Origin of the sequence: Qipengyuania huizhouensis (genome assembly GCF_019711635.1) — a bacterium.
Taxonomy (GTDB): Bacteria; Pseudomonadota; Alphaproteobacteria; order Sphingomonadales; family Sphingomonadaceae; genus Qipengyuania; species Qipengyuania huizhouensis.
This window is the reverse complement of sequence record NZ_JAIGNT010000015.1, coordinates 56,391-72,406: the sequence shown is the minus strand read 5'-3', so window position 1 is coordinate 72,406 and position 16,016 is coordinate 56,391. Positions and strand designations below refer to the sequence as shown.

At 61.3% G+C, this 16,016-nt stretch carries 16 protein-coding genes; 7 read left to right on the top strand and 9 right to left on the bottom strand.

The window, feature by feature from the left end:
- Positions 1-115: 115 nt before the first annotated feature.
- Entirely contained in the window at positions 116-532 is a 417-nt protein-coding gene (locus K3180_RS11830; protein ID WP_221541135.1) for a VOC family protein, read from the bottom strand.
- 131 nt (positions 533-663) lie between these two features.
- Between K3180_RS11830 and K3180_RS11825 the strand changes: the two genes are divergently transcribed.
- Together K3180_RS11825 and K3180_RS11820 are read left to right on the top strand one after the other, a co-directional pair.
- Complete coding sequence (locus K3180_RS11825) at positions 664-1,323, top strand: glutathione S-transferase family protein (protein ID WP_221541133.1); 660 nt, start codon at positions 664-666, stop codon at positions 1,321-1,323.
- Positions 1,290-2,183 (top strand): S1/P1 nuclease, encoded by an 894-nt coding sequence (locus tag K3180_RS11820; RefSeq protein WP_221541130.1) that lies wholly within the window; start codon positions 1,290-1,292, stop codon positions 2,181-2,183. The genes K3180_RS11825 and K3180_RS11820 overlap by 34 nt, the downstream gene beginning before the upstream one ends.
- Here K3180_RS11820 and K3180_RS11815 read toward each other — a convergent pair.
- Positions 2,180-2,647, bottom strand: a complete 468-nt coding sequence (locus tag K3180_RS11815; RefSeq protein ID WP_221541128.1) for a cupin domain-containing protein — start codon at positions 2,645-2,647, stop codon at positions 2,180-2,182. The genes K3180_RS11820 and K3180_RS11815 overlap by 4 nt on opposite strands.
- A gap of 29 nt (positions 2,648-2,676) precedes the next feature.
- Between K3180_RS11815 and dapE the strand changes: the two genes are divergently transcribed.
- Both dapE and K3180_RS11805 read left to right on the top strand, forming a co-directional pair.
- A complete protein-coding gene (gene dapE, locus K3180_RS11810; protein WP_221541126.1) occupies positions 2,677-3,810 on the top strand; it encodes a succinyl-diaminopimelate desuccinylase in 1,134 nt (377 codons plus the stop codon).
- 25 nt (positions 3,811-3,835) lie between these two features.
- Positions 3,836-5,074: a dicarboxylate/amino acid:cation symporter gene (locus K3180_RS11805; RefSeq protein ID WP_221541125.1), complete on the top strand. Its 1,239-nt coding sequence runs from the start codon at positions 3,836-3,838 to the stop codon at positions 5,072-5,074.
- A gap of 251 nt (positions 5,075-5,325) precedes the next feature.
- Here the strand turns inward: K3180_RS11805 and nth are convergent, their stop codons facing one another.
- Positions 5,326-5,976, bottom strand: a complete 651-nt coding sequence (gene nth / locus K3180_RS11800; protein ID WP_221541123.1) for an endonuclease III — start codon at positions 5,974-5,976, stop codon at positions 5,326-5,328.
- Between the two features lie 10 nt (positions 5,977-5,986).
- Positions 5,987-6,715 carry a 4-hydroxy-tetrahydrodipicolinate reductase gene (dapB, locus tag K3180_RS11795; protein WP_221541121.1) on the bottom strand — a complete coding sequence of 243 codons (729 nt, stop codon included), beginning with the start codon at positions 6,713-6,715 and terminating at the stop codon, positions 5,987-5,989.
- A 71-nt stretch (positions 6,716-6,786) separates the two neighbouring features.
- Between dapB and K3180_RS11790 the strand changes: the two genes are divergently transcribed.
- Complete coding sequence (locus tag K3180_RS11790; protein ID WP_221541119.1) at positions 6,787-7,488, top strand: NAD-dependent deacylase; 702 nt, start codon at positions 6,787-6,789, stop codon at positions 7,486-7,488.
- Here the strand turns inward: K3180_RS11790 and K3180_RS11785 are convergent.
- The 3 genes from K3180_RS11785 to rpsT form a co-directional block, all read right to left on the bottom strand.
- Complete coding sequence (locus K3180_RS11785; RefSeq protein ID WP_221541117.1) at positions 7,477-8,250, bottom strand: HesA/MoeB/ThiF family protein; 774 nt, start codon at positions 8,248-8,250, stop codon at positions 7,477-7,479. The two genes, K3180_RS11790 and K3180_RS11785, sit on opposite strands and share 12 nt — an antisense overlap.
- 114 nt (positions 8,251-8,364) lie before the next feature.
- Positions 8,365-9,822: a chromosomal replication initiator protein DnaA gene (gene dnaA / locus K3180_RS11780; RefSeq protein WP_221541115.1), complete on the bottom strand. Its 1,458-nt coding sequence runs from the start codon at positions 9,820-9,822 to the stop codon at positions 8,365-8,367.
- A gap of 448 nt (positions 9,823-10,270) precedes the next feature.
- Entirely contained in the window at positions 10,271-10,531 is a 261-nt protein-coding gene (gene rpsT, locus K3180_RS11775; RefSeq protein ID WP_221541114.1) for a 30S ribosomal protein S20, read from the bottom strand.
- A 203-nt stretch (positions 10,532-10,734) separates the two neighbouring features.
- Between rpsT and msrB the strand changes: the two genes are divergently transcribed.
- Both msrB and K3180_RS11765 read left to right on the top strand, forming a co-directional pair.
- Positions 10,735-11,115, top strand: a complete 381-nt coding sequence (msrB, locus tag K3180_RS11770; RefSeq protein WP_221541151.1) for a peptide-methionine (R)-S-oxide reductase MsrB — start codon at positions 10,735-10,737, stop codon at positions 11,113-11,115.
- A 200-nt stretch (positions 11,116-11,315) separates the two neighbouring features.
- Positions 11,316-13,427, top strand: a complete 2,112-nt coding sequence (locus K3180_RS11765; RefSeq protein WP_247710516.1) for a transglycosylase domain-containing protein — start codon at positions 11,316-11,318, stop codon at positions 13,425-13,427.
- 68 nt (positions 13,428-13,495) lie between these two features.
- Here the strand turns inward: K3180_RS11765 and K3180_RS11760 are convergent, their stop codons facing one another.
- Both K3180_RS11760 and hflC read right to left on the bottom strand, forming a co-directional pair.
- On the bottom strand, positions 13,496-15,022 hold the full coding sequence (locus K3180_RS11760) for a Do family serine endopeptidase (RefSeq protein WP_221541149.1): 1,527 nt from the start codon (positions 15,020-15,022) through the stop codon (positions 13,496-13,498).
- Positions 15,023-15,185: 163 nt separating this feature from the next.
- The gene (gene hflC, locus K3180_RS11755) at positions 15,186-16,016 is read right to left on the bottom strand and encodes a protease modulator HflC (protein ID WP_221541109.1); all 831 of its coding nucleotides are present in this window, start codon (positions 16,014-16,016) and stop codon (positions 15,186-15,188) included.

Genomic DNA, 16,016 nt, shown 5'->3' with positions numbered 1-16,016 from the left:
ATGGGCGCCTCAACAAGCTAAGCTCAGTTCAAATTATCCCTTGCCAACGGAGAGCCGTCCACACAGGCGTCGTCAGCGGAACGTCTCCTTCTGGGCGTCCGCAATAAAATCCAGCCTAACGCGCAAACAGCATCGCATCGTCCGCGAACGCCTTCATCTCCAGCGCATTGCCGCTGGGGTCGCGGAAGAACATCGTCGCCTGTTCGCCGGGCTGGCCCTTGAAGCGGATGGTGGGTTCGATGGCGAATTGCGTCCCTGCCGCAACCAGCCGGTCGGCCAGCGCCTGCCAGTCTTCCATCGTCAGCACCACGCCGAAATGGGGGACGGGGACATCGTACCCGTCGACCGGGTTGCTGGCGCGGTCGCCGCTTTCGCCGCCCGTATGCGCAACGATCTGGTGGCCGTAGAAATCGAAATCGATCCATTCGTCCGACGAGCGTCCTTCCGCGCAGCCCAGCAGGCCGCCGTAGAAGCTGCGTGCTTCCTCAAGGTCGCGGACGGGAAATGCGAGATGGAAGGGGCGCAGGGTCATGCCGCCGTTCTATGCCAGCGCTTTCCAATTTCCTACAGTATCTTGCGCCCGGTCGCCCTGTCACCATTCAGCGTCGACAGCGCGGGGATGAACGATTAGGGCGCAAACCGGACGGGAAAGGTGGAGCCTGCATGAAGATCATCATCGGCAACAAGAACTATTCAAGCTGGAGCCTGCGCGGCTGGCTGGCGGCCAAGCAATCCGGCCTGTCCTTCGAGGAAATCGTCGTTCCGCTCTTCGGAGAGAACTGGGAGGCTTCCAAGCAGGATGGCGAAATCCGCCCTTCCTCGGGCAAGGTTCCCTTGTTGTGGGACGGCGAGGCCGTCGTGTGGGACAGTCTCGCCATAATGGAATATCTTGCCGACAAGGTGGGCCGCGACCGGTTCTGGCCAAAGAACGATACGGCGCGGGGCATGGCCCGATCGATGGTCGCCGAAATGCACAGTTCCTTCCAGGCGCTGCGCAGCGAATGTCCCATGAACGTGCGCAAGCGCTTCGAGGGATTCGAGCCGAGCGAAAACTGCCGGGCGGACATATTGCGCATCCTCACCCTCTGGGCGGAGGCGCGCAGCCGCTTCGGCAATGGCGGCCCCTATCTTTTCGGCACTTTCGGCGCGGCGGACATCTTCTTTGCACCTGTAGTGTCACGTTTCATCAGCTATGAGATCGCCGTTCCCGGCTTCGCCGCAGCCTATATGGAGGCGATGTGGGAACACGAATGGATGCAGGCCTGGATCGAGGCATCGGAAAACGAAGAATGGGTCATAGAGCAATACGAAACCGTTACCTGATCGCATTTGCGGCGCTGCTGGCGCTGCTTCCGGCGCAGGTGCAGGCCTGGGGCTTCTATGCCCACCGCACCACGGCGGCGATCGCGATGGAAAATGTGCGTCCCGAAACGCGCGCCGGGATCGCGCGCCTGCTGAGGGCTGCGCCCGAACTGGGCGTGGAGGGATGCGACCTTGCCAGCCTCGAGGATGCCAGCACCTGGCCCGATTGCCTGCGCAAGGATTACTGGCGCTGGGGCTATACCTTCGCCTGGCACTATCGCACTGCGCCCGTGTGCGAGGCTTACGAGCCGCGCGCCAATTGTTCGGGCCAGAACTGCATCCTCGCGCAGATCGAACGCAACCAGCTGATCCTTTCCGACGAGAGCCTGCCCGCCAATGTCCGGCTGGAAGCGCTTGCCTTCCTCGTCCACTTCATCGGCGATGTGCACATGCCGCTCCATTCGGGCGACCATGACGACCGCGGCGGCAATGATATCGACACCGCCTATGGCATTGCGCCGGGGCTGAATCTCCACTGGATCTGGGACGGGCCGTTGGCGGAACGCGCGATCACCTCTTCGCCCGTACCGCTGGTGCGTCGCTACAACGCCGCAGAGCGCGCCGAACTGGGCGGGGGTACGCCCGCCGACTGGGGCCGCGAGAGCTGGGAGACGAGCCGTGATTTCGTCTATCCCAACGCCTTCGACCGGCCGGCCTGTGAGGGTGAAGATCTGCCGGGCGAAACCGCACTGACGCAGGAAGATATCGAGCGCGCGATCCCCGTTTCGCAGAAGCGCGTCACTCAGGCGGGCATTCGCATGGCGGAGTATCTCGATGCCGCCTTCGCGCCCGGCGCCTTGCCGGAGCCCGAGCGGGACTAGGGCACGCGCTCGGTCGGATAGGGCGTGCCGTCCTTCCGGAAATAGCCCTCCGGCGTGAAGACCATGTCGATATCGGGATATTCGCCGCGGTCCTCGTTGCGGTCGCCGCCGCTGATGGCGATGAAAACGCAGGGCTTGTCGGAGCGGTTGTGGAGCCGGTGGCCGTTCTTCCTGCCGGCGGGCCAGGCGAGGATATCGCCCGGATGGACGGGGACTTCGCCATCGTCCTCGATCAGGATGGCTTCACCCTGCAGCATGACGACGAGTTCGTCCTGCCCCTCATGCCAATGCCGCTGCGAGGAATAGGCACCGGGCTCCAGGACGACATGGCTTGCGCCAAGCTTCGTCAGCCCTGCAGCGGGGGCGAGGCGGCGGTACCAGCGACCCTGGACGTCCTCGTCAAAGGGCGGCGGGTAGCCGGTCGCATTGGTCCGGGGGATGGTATCGAGATCGAGCTTGGGCATCGGGTCGCACTCCTGCTAGCGGAGGGACCATGACCGAAGTCCTCGAACTCGCCAAGCGGCTGATGTCCGCGCACAGCGTAACCCCCGCCACCGGCTCCGTGTTCGACGAGCTTGAAGCAATGCTCGAACCGTTCAGCTTCACGATCAAGCGCTTCATTAGCGGGCATGGCGAAACAGGCAGCCCCGAGGCGCCGGTCGAAAATCTCTTCGCCATCCGCCATGGACCGGCGGGATCGAAGCACTTTGCCTTCGCGGGCCATCTCGATGTAGTGCCTCCCGGCGGCGGCTGGACCTCCGACGCTTTCGCCCCCGAAGTGCGCGGAGACCTGCTCTACGGGCGGGGCGCAGTCGACATGAAAGGCGCGATCGCCTGCATGGTCGACGCGGTGAAAAACGTCCCGGCCGAGGCGGGGACGATCAGCTTCATCATTACCGGGGACGAGGAAGGCCCCGCGCTCCATGGCACCCGCGCGCTGATCGACTTCATGCGCGAGGCAGGCCATCAGCCCGATCTGTGCCTGGTCGGCGAACCCACCAGTGTGAACCGGCTGGGCGACATGATGAAGATCGGCCGCCGCGGTTCGCTCAATATCTGGCTCACGGTTGAAGGAACCCAAGGCCACGTTGCCTACCCGCACCTTGCCGACAATCCGATCCCCAAGCTGGTCGCCATGCTTGCCGAACTTGACGCGCTGGTGCTCGACGAGGGCAATGACTGGTTCCAGGCATCGAACCTCGAAATTACCGATCTCGAGGTCGGCAACCCGGCCCACAACGTCATTCCCGAAGCCGCTAAGGCGCGCATCTCGATCCGCTTCAACGACGAGCATTCGGGCGCCTCGCTTTCCGAAAAGGTCGTCGCCATTGCCGAAAAGCACGGCGGCACTGCACTACCGATCATTTCTGGCGAACCCTTCCTCACCCCGCCGGGCGAATTCAGCGACATCATCGCGCGTGCGGTGAAGGCGGAAACGGGCCTCGACCCCGAACCCTCCACCACCGGCGGCACCTCCGATGCCCGCTTCCTGCGCGCGGTGTGCCCGGTGATCGAATTCGGCCTTGTCAACGCCACCATGCACAAGCGCGACGAAGCTGTAGCCATCGAAGACCTTTCCACGCTAAGCCGCATCTACGCGCGCATAGCCAAGGACGCGCTGACATAACTTACCGGGACGTGAGGGGATACGCATGCTGAGGGTCTGGTTCGAAATTCCGCTGTGGCAGCGTGTGTTGACTGCGCTCATCCTGGGCGTGCTGACCGGCTATGCCTGGGGGCCGGATGCGGAAAGCATCAAGTGGATCGGCGATTTCTTCATCAAGGCGATCAAGATGCTGGTCGTCCCGCTGATCTTCTTCAGCCTCGTTTCCGGCGTCGCCGCCATCGGCGATTTGCGCAAACTCGGCGCAGTCGGCGGGAGGGCCATGCTGCTCTTCGTCGTCACCGGCCAGATCGCCGTATGGCTGGGCCTTGCGCTCGGCACCTTCGTCGCTCCCGGCAGCGGGGTCGATACCAGCGCGATCGAGCGCGGCGAAACCCCCATGCCCAACGAGACCACGGCGGTGGATATGATCCTGTCCATCGTGCCCGAAAGCCCGGTTCAGGTCATGGCCGATGTCGCGGTGCTGCCGCTGATCGTGTTCTCCATGCTGATCGGTATCGGCATATTGATGGCGAAGGAAGACGGCCTGCCCGTGCAGAAGGTCTTCGATAGCGGCGCGGTGATCATGCAAAAAGTCACGATGATCGTGATGGAACTGACGCCCTTCGGCGTTTTCGCGCTGATGGCCTGGGTGGCCGGCACGCTGGGTCTCGATGCGCTTCTGGCGCTCTCGAAGCTGGTCGCGCTCAACTATGCTGGCTGCCTACTGATTATCTTCGTCATGTATTCGGCGATGATCAAGTTCCTCGCCAAGCTGCCGGTGCGCGATTTCTTCCGGGGCATCGTGGACGCGATGGCGGTGAGCTACTCGACTGCCAGCTCCAATGCGACACTGCCCGTCACCCTGCGCTGCACGGAGCGAAATCTCGGCGTATCGAACTCGGTGGCGAGCTTCGTGATCAGCCTCGGCGCGACGATCAACATGAACGGCACGGCAATGTATCTCGGCCTCGCAACGCTGTTCGGCGCGCAGATATTCGGAGTGGACCTAAGCTGGGGCGATTACTTCCTCATCTCGATCCTTGCCACACTTGGCGCGGTTGGTGCGGCGGGCATTCCGGGTGCGGGCCTTATCATGATGGCGCTGGTCTTCGGCGCGGTCGGTGTGCCGCTGGAAACGATTGCTTTCGTGGCCGGTGTGGACCGGATCATGGACATGATGCGTACTACCACGAACGTGAGCGGCGACGTGGCAGTGGCGACAACGGTGGCGGTGATGACGGGAGAGATCGACCGGGGCGAGATGGTCTCGGCGGACGATATTTGAATAATGTCACCCTATGCCAGAGCAATCATCTTCGTCATCTGTGCGCCTTTGCTCGTAGTAGCTCTTTTCCTCACCCTCGGAGCGGTTGGCCTGTGGAGTTTGTTGATTGTCGCGTTTCTTCCAGCGTTATGGCTTCGTTGCCCACGGTGTGACGAATCGCTCTTCATGCGGAATGGGCGGGCTTTGGATTACAGCCTCCCATGGCCCGAGAAGCGCTGCTCAAATTGCGGCGCTGACCATACACTAATCATTTAGCGCCCCTTCGGCTTCTCCAGTACCTTCTTCCGGTAGCTGCACAGGTCCACCACTTTACAGCGCCAGCATTCAGGCGTGCGGGCCTTACAGACATACCGCCCGTGCAGGATCAGCCAGTAATGCGCGCCGAGGCGGAAGGGCTGGGGCACGCGCTTCTCGAGCTTTGCCTCGACCTGCTCGGGGGTCTTGCCCTTGGCGAGGCCGGTGCGGTTGCCAACGCGCAGGATGTGCGTGTCGACCGCGAAGGTCTCCTGCCCGAACCAGCAATTGAGCACGACATTGGCGGTCTTGCGGCCCACGCCGGGCAGCCGGACGAGGTCCTCGCGCGTGTCGGGCACCTCGCCGCCATATTCGGCCACCAGCAACTGGCTCATGGCGATCACATTTTTCGCCTTGGAATTGAACAGGCCGATGGTCTTGATGTGGTCCTTCAATCCTTCCTCGCCCAACTCCAGCATTTGCTCGGGCGTCTCAACTTTGCGAAACAGCGCGCGGGTTGCCTTGTTCACTCCGACATCGGTCGCCTGCGCCGATAGCGCCACTGCCACCACCAGCTGGTAGGCATTGCCATATTCCAGTTCCGTCTCGGGCGAAGGATTGTCCTCTGCCAGACGCCGGAAGAATTCGAAGATCTGGTCCCTGGTCATGAAAGGTGCGTTAGATGCCCAGTACCTGTTCCATGGTATAGCGGCCCGGCTCTCTCCCGCGCAGCCATTCGGCCGCCCGGATCGCGCCGCGGGCGAAAATCGCACGATTCTCGGCGCTGTGCGAGAGGGTGAGCCGTTCCTCGTCGCCCGCGAGGATCACGCTGTGCTCACCCGCCACCGTGCCGCCGCGCAGGGCCGCGAAGCCGATCGCACCCTCGGCCCGCGCGCCGGTGTGACCGTCGCGCCCACTCTCGCGATTGTCCGCTAGCGTGATGCCCCGTGCTTCTGCTGCTGCCTCGCCGAGCAACAGGGCCGTGCCGGAGGGAGCATCGACTTTGCGGCGGTGGTGCATTTCGACGATTTCGATATCCCACTGGCTTCCGAGGCGGGAGGCCGCTTCACGTACGAGATGGGCCAGCAATGTGACGCCCAGCGAAGTATTGCCGGTCTGGAGCACGGGCACGGCCCGCGCGGCGTGGTCGATGGCTTCGTGATGCTTGTCTTCAAGGCCGGTGGTTCCGATCACTATCGGAATTCCCGCACCCACGGCGGCGTGCAGGTTGGACTGCAGTGCGCCCGGGGCGGAGAAATCGACCAGAATGTCCGACACATCGGCCAGCTTGCTGACATCGTCGCCCTTGTCCGCACCCCCGGCATAATCATGGCCCGATGCCTCGATCACGCGCCGCAGTGCCTCACCCATCGCGCCCTTGCTGCCGATGACACCGATATTCGCCATAGCCCCTCCGTTGGTTCCCGTAGTTCATTGGTAGGCTTTAACCTGCCCTACCGCTTCGCTACGTGAGGGCAATGACCAATATCCGCAACATCGTCGTCCTGACCGGCGCGGGAATATCCGCAGAGAGCGGGATCGATACTTTCCGCGATGCCGGAGGTCTGTGGGAACAGCACCGGGTGGAAGATGTCGCCACGCCGGAAGGCTTCGCGCGAGATCCCGATCTCGTCCAGCGCTTCTACGATGCACGGCGCGAGGCGGTCCGGAAGGTTTCGCCCAATGCCGCGCATGTGGCGCTGGCGCGGCTCGATGCGGAATGGGAAGGCGATCTTTTGATCGTGACTCAAAATGTAGATGATCTCCACGAGCGGGCCGGGGCCAAGCGAGTGCTGCACATGCATGGCGAATTGCTGAGCGCACTCTGCTCGCGGTGCGAGGCACGGCACCGTTGGAGCGACCCGCTTTTCGAGCGTCCGGCATGTCCCGGTTGCGGTGAGCACACGTTGCGTCCCGATGTCGTATGGTTCGGCGAGATGCCTTACGAGATGGGCCGAATCTATGCGGCCTTACGCCGTGCGGACCTGTTCGTGAGCATCGGTACCAGCGGCGCGGTCTATCCGGCCGCGGGTTTCGTGCGCGAGGCGAAAGAACTAGGTACCCGCACGCTGGAACTCAATCTGGAACGCGGCGAGGGCTCGTACTGGTTCGATGAATCTCGCCAAGGCAAAGCGGGCGACCTCGTGCCGGAATGGGTGTCTCAGATATTAGGTTCCTGATCCGCAACCCTTGCAAGCCGGGTCCTTTGCAATCGTGAATTGCCGCATTCCGGGCTGTATCCCGTCGAGCAGGTTCACCCGGCTCCATTGAGGGTCGCCAAAGCCGCTGACGTCTTCGAGCAGGATTCGCACCGCCTGCAGTGCAGCGAAGCTTCCCACCCATCCGGCCATCGCGCCGAGCATGCCGTCTTCGGCGCAAGTGTCGCAATCCTCCGCATCGAAGGCATCACCGACAAAGCAGCGGTAGCAGGCTTCTCCCTGCAAATGTCCTGCGAAAGCTCCGACCTGGCCCTGAAAGCGCCCGACTGCGGCTGACAGAAGCGGTACGCCTGCCTTCACGCAGGCATCCGATACCGCGAGACGGGTGGCGAAATTATCGGTTCCGTCGAGCACGAGATGGGCGCCTTCGACAAGCGCGGCGGCGCGGGAAGGATCTATTCGGCGGTCGCTGATTTCGACATCGAGCGCGGGATCGAACAGCTTTATCCAGCGCTTGGCGGAAATGGCCTTGCCATGACCGACATCGCGTTCGTTATAGAGCGTCTGGCGTTGCAGGTTCGAGATATCGACCTTGTCGTCGTCGACCAGTGTAAGTCTGCCTATCCCCGCCGCGGCAAGATATTGCAACGCGGGGCTGCCGATCCCGCCCAGTCCAACCAGCACAAGGTGCTTCCTGGCCAGCGCGACCTGCCCTGCGCCGCCGATTTCCGGCAGGACGATATGGCGTGCAAAACGGTCGAGGCGATCAAGGGACAGGCTCATGGAAAGCCTGTTGGCATCAAGTGGGAAAACTGTCGACAGGCCTCTGCGCCCGGCCTGTCGATCAGTTCTGGCTCCGCGCCTGTGCGATCCGAAGGGCTACGGAGTGGAAATGGGTCAACTTTCGAGCTGACGGAGAAGGCTACGCACGTCGCCATCCATGTCGGCATCGCGCTGGCGCAGATCCTCGATCAGGCGCACGGCGTGGATTACGGTGGAATGATCGCGCCCGCCGAACTTGCGCCCGATTTCGGGATAACTGCGAGGAGTGAGTACCTTGGAAAGATACATCGCCACCTGCCGCGGGCGGACGACCGCGCGCGCACGACGCTTGGAGCTCATCTCGCTGCGGTCGATCCGATAGAACTGGCACACGGTCCGCTGGATTTCGTCGATGGTAATCCGGCGGCGGTTTGCCGAGAGGATGTCGGTGAGTTGCTCCTCGGCCAGCTGGAGCGAGACTTCCTGCCCCGTAAGCTGGGCATAAGCGATCAACTTGTTGAGGCCGCCGACCAGTTCGCGAACGTTTCGGGTGATGGTACGCGCAAGGAAGTCGAGCACGTCCTCGGGCACGGATAGCGGTGCGAACTTGGTCAATTTGGAGTGGAGGATCTTCTTGCGCAATTCGATATCGGCTGGCTGGATGTCGGCGACGAGCCCCATCGAAAGGCGCGAAAGAAGGCGCGGTTCGACCCCGTCGAGTGCTTGCGGTGCGCGGTCGGCGGCGAAGACCAGGCGCTTGCCCTCGTTCAGCAGCGCATCGATCGTATAGAGCAGTTCTTCCTGTGCCGAAGCCTTGCCGATGATGAACTGGATATCGTCGACCAGTAAAAGATCGAAGCTGCGCAGGCGGGCTTTGAACTCGATCATCCGGTTCGCCTTCAGCGCCTGGACGAATTCGACCATGAACCGCTCGGCGCTGCAGTAGAAGATACGGCTGCGGTTGTGCGTCTGAAGGAATGTATGGCCGATGGCGTGGAGAAGGTGAGTCTTGCCCTGACCGGTCGCAGCTTTGAGATAGAGCGGGCTGAACTGCGGTTTCTCGGTGGCGGCCATGCGCTGCGCAGCGTTGAATGCGAGTATGTTTGCCTCCCCCGTCACGAAAGCGGCAAAGGTCAGCGTCGCGTCGAGCCCGACCGATGAGGTGAAGCCGGAATCCCCCAGCGTGTCTGCGCCGATCGCCATCATCGAAGTATCGGCGTCGTTGGCCGGACGGCGGCCATCATTGTGGAGACGCAAATCGGCAACCTGGCGGCGTCCGGGGTGGACTGAAATGGCGACCTTGCGAACTTCGCTGCGCGCAATCTTCCAGGCCAGACTTAACCGGTCGGCGAAACGGTCCTTGACCCAGTTGGCGCTGAATTCGGTCGGAAGATAGAGATCGAGCGTACCGGTCTCTGCATCGATCTTCCCTAGCTGGATCGGCTTGATCCACTGGCTGTGAAGCTGGTGACCCAGATCCTTGCGGAGTCCCTGGCTAATGTCGGCCCAATCCGCTGCCAGGTTTACCGCCTCGAGATCTTCCATGTCGTCAGTTGCCTTCCGCTTGCCAGCAAGCTCGCCCGTTTTTGTCATTTTCTCATTCCCCCAAACGATCCGATACGTGATCGTCTGCTATTTTAAGGCGGTTCGCCAGGAGCGTAGGCACGGCTCCGCCGTTGCCCGGAATCGGTTGATTCACGGGTGGTCCCTCCCCTTGGCCATCGATGTGAATACCCGGGCTGTCCCCCCCGGGCAGAACCATTTTCTAAGTCGCTCTCGGGATGAGTCGCAAGGGGGATAACTGTAAAAAAGTCGAAATAAACTTGTTGACTCGACGCTACCCCGCAGTCCCCCGTTCATGCATTTGAAATTACGTAGATTTCAGAAGACTAGGCCCGCGAATCGCAGGAATCCCGAGGATCACGTTACATTGGAGTGACAGTTCGGTTTTGAAGCGCAACCCTTATAAGACAAAAGGGGCCGCCGGATATTCCGGCGACCCCTTCGAAATTTCATCTGGTAGGCCGCAGCCGGACCCGAATCAGAGAGCGGCGACGCGCTTCGACAGGCGGCTCATCTTCCGGGCCGCAGTATTCTTGTGCAGCACGCCGCGTGCAACGCCGCGAGCCAGCTCGGGCTGGGCGTTCTGCAAAGCGGTTTGCGCTTCCTTCTTGTCGCCAGATTCAAGCGCCAGTTCCACCTTCTTCACGAAGTTGCGGATGCGGCTCATGCGCGAGGTGTTGATCTCTGCGCGGCGGTTGTTGCGACGGATGCGCTTTTTGGCTTGCGGCGTATTGGCCATGTTTGTCCTCGGTCGAGCCGCAGCGAACAGCGGCGAAATTCAATTTGGCGTGTCGAAAAGGGCGGATGGACCGCCGGAAAGCGGCGCACTTAGCGTTGGCCTTGCGAATCGTCAAGCGAAAGCGGAACAGTCCGCATGGCGCCCTGTTCTCTTGATATGGGCAGAACCCCGAGAAAGGACAAGCAGTGACCGAAAAGCTCGTAATGACCGATGAGCAGTGGCGTGAGAAGCTGACCCCCGAGCAGTATCACATCTTACGCGAAAAAGGCACCGAGCGCGCCTTTACGGGGAAGTACGAAAAGAACAAGGCTGACGGCGAATATCACTGTGCGGGCTGCGGCCAACTGCTGTTCGAAAGTGCGGATAAATACGATAGCGGATCGGGATGGCCCAGCTTCACCGCCCCGGCCGAAGACGACGTGGTGGAGCAACACCGCGACGTAACGCACGGCATGGTACGTACCGAGGTGGTTTGCTCCAATTGTGCAGGACACCTGGGACATGTCTTTCCCGATGGACCGGGCGAAAGCGGGCTTCGTTATTGCATCAATTCCGCGGCACTGGAGTTCGAACCGGACGATTGACTGGTGCCATTCTCCACGCGAATTCCGTGTTCACCCGAGGTTACGTCTCGCCATGACAGGCCTTGGCGGATAAAGGGCAATCCAATCGTAAACGAGGGAATTTGCACTCGATGGACAAGAGAGGCAGCCGCCGCAAAAGCAGCAGGCGAGCGGCACGCGCAGCACGAGCGGACGCGGAAGGCAGGCACGGCACCGGCCGAATGAGGCTCTGGCTAAGACGCTTGCTCATATGGGGCGGCGGGGCCGCCGTGCTCGGCCTGGTTTTTCTCGCCATTGCGGTGGCCTTCGCGGCGCGTTCCTTGCCCAGCTACTACCAGCTCAAGGCGACTCAGAATGCGCAGACTATTGTTGTGCGTGCACGAGACGGTACGGAAATCGTGGAGCTCGGACCCAGTTACGGCAAATGGCTATCCAGCAACGAAATCCCGCAGGTGATGAAGGATGCGATGATCTCGGTCGAGGACCGGCGCTTCTATTCGCATCCCGGCGTCGATCCCTATGGCCTGACGCGTGCAGTCTATGTCTGGGCGACGGGCGAAGACCGGCTTGGTGCGACATCGACGATTACCCAACAGCTGGCGCGAAACGTCTTTCTGAATTCCAATCGCTCGCTCGACCGCAAGCTGCGGGAGGCCGTGCTGGCCATGGCGCTCGAATGGAAGTTTTCAAAGGAGCAGATCCTCGAGCTTTATCTCAATAAGGTCTACTTCGGAGGAGGGGCCTATGGCATCGATTCGGCCAGCCGGAAGTTCTTCAGCCATCCCGCGACCGAACTTTCGACGGCAGAGGCCGCGATCATCGCCGGGCTGGTAAAAGCGCCGAGCCGCTATTCGCCCACCGCCGATGTAGATGCCGCCGTTGGGCGGGCCAGTGTGGTGCTGCGGCTTATGCGCGAACAGGGCAGGATCAGCCCGAGCGAAGCGCAGGTCGACGTTTCCGCTGTAAAGCTCAAACAGGAAACCGGCACCAATTCGGTCCGCTACTTCACCGACTGGGCACTGCCACAGCTCGATTTGCTGCTGCCCGAAACGTTCGAACCGATCGAAGTTTGGACAACACTCGATCCGGGTATGCAAAGAGCGGCGACCGCATCGGTTGCAGGCAACACACCGGAGGGTGCGCAAGGCGCGCTTGTAAGCCTGGATCGGGATGGTGCCATCCTCGCTTTGGTGGGGGGCACCGATTACGTCCAGACCAATTATAACCGCGCCACCAATGCGCTGCGCCAGCCGGGTTCGAGCTGGAAGCTCTTCGTCTATCTCGCCGCTCTCGAAGCGGGGTATACGCCTGAAGACCGGGTGGTCGATACCGAGGTATCGATAGGTGGGTGGAGCCCGCGCAATTCGAACGGCCGCAATATCGGCGAGACCAATCTTCGCACTGCCTTCGCTTATTCGATCAATACAGTTGCGGCGCAGCTCGGAAACGAGGTCGGTTTCAGCGCGGTCGCCTCGATGGCGCGACGGTTCGGTATTACCACCCCAATCAATACCTATCCGGCTATGGTCCTGGGCTCGAACGAGGTTCGCCTGCTCGACATGACCCGGGCCTTTGCTGCGGTGTCGGCGGGCGGTTCTTCGGTCGAACCCTATGGTATCGTCAAGGTAACTACTGCGGATGGCGATCTGCTCTATCAGCATGAGCGCGCACGCAGCTCGCAATTGATTCCCGACCATGTCGCGCGCGGGATTACCGACTTGCTGCAGACCGCCGTTCAGACCGGTACCGGACGCGCGGCTCAGATCGGCCGGCCGGTGGCGGGCAAGACGGGCACCACCAGTTCGAACAAGGACGGGTACTTCGTCGGCTTTTCATCAGGCATTACCACCGGTGTGTGGATGGGTCGCGACGACAACGCGCGTGTCGGCGGATTGCAAGGCGGTCGCGCGCCGGCGCAGGCCTTCGCGGCCTATATGCGCTACGCTGTGAAGGATCGCCCGGTCGAGGAATTCGACACCGAGTTGCAGCTGCCTGAATGGCAGTTGGAAGAAGAGGATGACTTCTTTTTCGGAGATCCGGACGATTATTATTACATAGACGAGCAGGGTAATCTCATCGAGCCCGGCCGCAGCGAAGAGCCCGGCGGCGCGCTTCCTTTCCCCGGAGAGGGGGAAGGTCAGGATGGCGTAGGTGATGCGATGCGCCCGCGTTCTCCGGCACCCGGACCGCGTGTTCCTGCTCCGCGCTCCCAATCTTCCGTTGGCCGTGGGGCAGACGGAGCACCGCAGGCGGTGGACGACGATTTCCTCGACGGGGTGATCGGACGTGATGAGACACGACCTTCACCAACTCCGACGCGCACTCCGGGCTGAGCGCAGACACGATAAAGCCCTCCCGGTGCGAACCGGGAGGGCTTTATCAGTATCACCCGCTTAAGCGATTAACGCATGCGTATGGCGACATACTCTGGTGAGCCACCGCGCCGTTGGACGCGAAGCAGCACGGCATCGCGATTATCCGATTGAGCGCTGCGGACGATTGCCTCAAGTTCCGATACCTGAAGTACCGGACGATAGTTCGCCGTCAGAATAATATCCCCGCGCCGCAAGCCTTTGCGTGCGGCATCCGAATTCTGGTTGACCGAAGCCACGACCAGGCCTTGTGTGTCGGCACCTACGCCGAGTTGGCGGGCGATCTGCGGGGTTAACTGAAGCACCTGGAGTCCAAGGCTCTCTTCCAGCACCTCACTGTCGCTGGGTGCCATATCATCTTCCGATTCCACATCGGGGTCGAACATCTGGCTCTGGCGCAATTCCTCCTCGCTCGGACGTTTGCCGACAGTGACGTTGAGGCGGCGTCGCTCGCCATCACGGACTACATCCAGCGGAATGGTCGTACCTGGTGCGATATTTGCGATGAGATAGGAGAGGGTCTGATCCGGTGTCACCTCGCGTCCATTGACCGAGAGCACAATATCACCTGCCTCGACGCCTCCACGATCTGCGGCCTCGCCCGACTGGACCATCTGCACGATTTCGCCGCGGTTGCGTTCAAGACCCAGCGAAGCAGCGACATCATCGCTTACCGGCTGGATCTGGATGCCCAGATAGCCGCGTTCAATCTCGATGCCGCGCACCAGTTTGTCGACAATAGGCTCTGCAGTCTCGGCCGGAATGGCGAAGCCGATGCCTACACTGCCACCCGTTGGCGAAATAATGGCGTTGTTGATGCCTATTACGTTGCCCTCCATATCGAACAGGGGGCCGCCTGAATTGCCGCGGTTGATGCTGGCATCGGTCTGCAAATAGCGATCGTAGGCACCGCCCCCGGTGTTGCGGAGCACCGAAGAAACGATCCCGCTGGTGACAGTGCCGCCAAGACCGAAGGGATTACCGATAGCGATAACCCAGTCGCCGACACGTGCCTGCCTGGAATCGCCAAAGGTTACGAACGGGAACGGCTCGTCGCGATTGACCTTGAGCACTGCGAGATCCGATTGCGGATCCGTACCGATCAATTCGGCTTCATATTCGGTTCCGTCGGGCAGGGTCACGGTAATTTCTTCGACCGATCCTCGCCCGGTGGGGCTGACCACGTGATTGTTGGTGACGACATAGCCATCGGCCGAGATGATAAAGCCCGAACCAAGGGACTGACCCTCGCGATACTGCGGTTCAGTCTCCTGTTGTCCCTGGCGGCTGTTGAACAGTCCCTCGAACGGAGTGCCGGCGAACGGGTTGCCTCCGTTTTGCACTTCGATACGCTGACGCGTCGAAATATTGACTACGGCAGGTTGCAATTGGGCGGTCAGATCCGCAAAGCTCTCCGGCGCTCCTGCACGCGGGACCATGCGGGCCATTTGCGCGTCGTCGTTTTGAGCAACCTGGGCTCCGGCCGGAAAACCGGCGAGGGAAAGGGCGGCGCCACCAGCCAGCAGGGTCGCGGTTACGGAATAGGCATATCGCACTTTTTTCACGTCCTCTTTCTAATCCTCTATCTCACGTCACATTGCGCGCGTGCAGTCAGGCTATGCAGCGCTGAGGCTGCGGTTCCTTGTGCGGCAAACTGCTCCGACGCGCTGAACGCCCCTTGAACGAGGATGCTCGCAGTCCGCCCCTCTCGACCAAAGATCAACGGCGTCCGCGGAACTGCTGCAGATACTCGTTGTCCGGCGAAAGGATGATGCTGCTTGCCGCATCATTTTCCGAAGCGAACGTTGCGTCGTAGCTCTGCATCGCACGGTAGAAATCGTAGAAATCCGCATCCTTACCGAACGCTTCCGCATAGATGCGCGCAGATTCGGCATCGGCATTTGCACGTATGATGCGGGCATCGCGATTACCTTGCGCGCGGATCGTGCGCGCTTCGCGTTGACGGTCCGACTCCATCCGGGTGAACGCCGATTGCAGAGGCGCGTCAGGTAAATCCGTGCGGGTAATCTGCACGCCGACAACTTCGGCGCCGTACTGGCGCGCCTGTCGATCGAGATTAATACGTACATTCTCGAGGGCTGATCCACGTTCCGCGGTCAACATGGCCTGAAAAGTACGGCGTCCGAGCTCCTGACGCAGCACCGAGTTGAGAATCGGTTCGAGTGCGTTGCGCACACCATCGGTCGAGCCGGCGCGTTCCACCATGCGAACCGGATCGATGATGCGGAAGCGAGCATAGGCATTGACAAGTAGGCGCTGCTGGTCGTTGGACAGCACTTCCTCGTCACTCATCTCGAGGTCCAGCAATCGTTTCTCGACGCGCACGACACGGTCCACGAACGGCATGCGGAGGTAAATGCCCGCATTTGTTTTTCCGTCCGGAGTATTGACCGTGCCGATCGGCTCACCGGTCCGGATGACGACTGCCTGCTGTTCTTCCGATACGACATAGACGCTCATCAACAGACCGAGCAGAACGATTGCGCCGACAATGATCGACAGGCGGTGATCTTCCCAGATACGCTGCAT

Excerpts from the sequence above, each read along its gene's own strand:
- K3180_RS11830 (WP_221541135.1), bottom strand. The coding sequence starts at position 532 with ATGACCCTGCGCCCCTTCCATCTCGCATTTCCCGTCCGCGACCTTGAG.
- K3180_RS11825 (WP_221541133.1), top strand. The coding sequence starts at position 664 with ATGAAGATCATCATCGGCAACAAGAACTATTCAAGCTGGAGCCTGCGC.
- K3180_RS11820 (WP_221541130.1), top strand. The coding sequence starts at position 1,290 with ATGGGTCATAGAGCAATACGAAACCGTTACCTGATCGCATTTGCGGCG.
- K3180_RS11815 (WP_221541128.1), bottom strand. The coding sequence starts at position 2,647 with ATGCCCAAGCTCGATCTCGATACCATCCCCCGGACCAATGCGACCGGC.
- dapE (WP_221541126.1), top strand. The coding sequence starts at position 2,677 with ATGACCGAAGTCCTCGAACTCGCCAAGCGGCTGATGTCCGCGCACAGC.
- K3180_RS11805 (WP_221541125.1), top strand. The coding sequence starts at position 3,836 with ATGCTGAGGGTCTGGTTCGAAATTCCGCTGTGGCAGCGTGTGTTGACT.
- nth (WP_221541123.1), bottom strand. The coding sequence starts at position 5,976 with ATGACCAGGGACCAGATCTTCGAATTCTTCCGGCGTCTGGCAGAGGAC.
- dapB (WP_221541121.1), bottom strand. The coding sequence starts at position 6,715 with ATGGCGAATATCGGTGTCATCGGCAGCAAGGGCGCGATGGGTGAGGCA.
- K3180_RS11790 (WP_221541119.1), top strand. The coding sequence starts at position 6,787 with ATGACCAATATCCGCAACATCGTCGTCCTGACCGGCGCGGGAATATCC.
- K3180_RS11785 (WP_221541117.1), bottom strand. The coding sequence starts at position 8,250 with ATGAGCCTGTCCCTTGATCGCCTCGACCGTTTTGCACGCCATATCGTC.
- dnaA (WP_221541115.1), bottom strand. The coding sequence starts at position 9,822 with ATGACAAAAACGGGCGAGCTTGCTGGCAAGCGGAAGGCAACTGACGAC.
- rpsT (WP_221541114.1), bottom strand. The coding sequence starts at position 10,531 with ATGGCCAATACGCCGCAAGCCAAAAAGCGCATCCGTCGCAACAACCGC.
- msrB (WP_221541151.1), top strand. The coding sequence starts at position 10,735 with ATGACCGATGAGCAGTGGCGTGAGAAGCTGACCCCCGAGCAGTATCAC.
- K3180_RS11765 (WP_247710516.1), top strand. The coding sequence starts at position 11,316 with ATGAGGCTCTGGCTAAGACGCTTGCTCATATGGGGCGGCGGGGCCGCC.
- hflC (WP_221541109.1), bottom strand. The coding sequence starts at position 16,016 with ATGCAGCGTATCTGGGAAGATCACCGCCTGTCGATCATTGTCGGCGCA.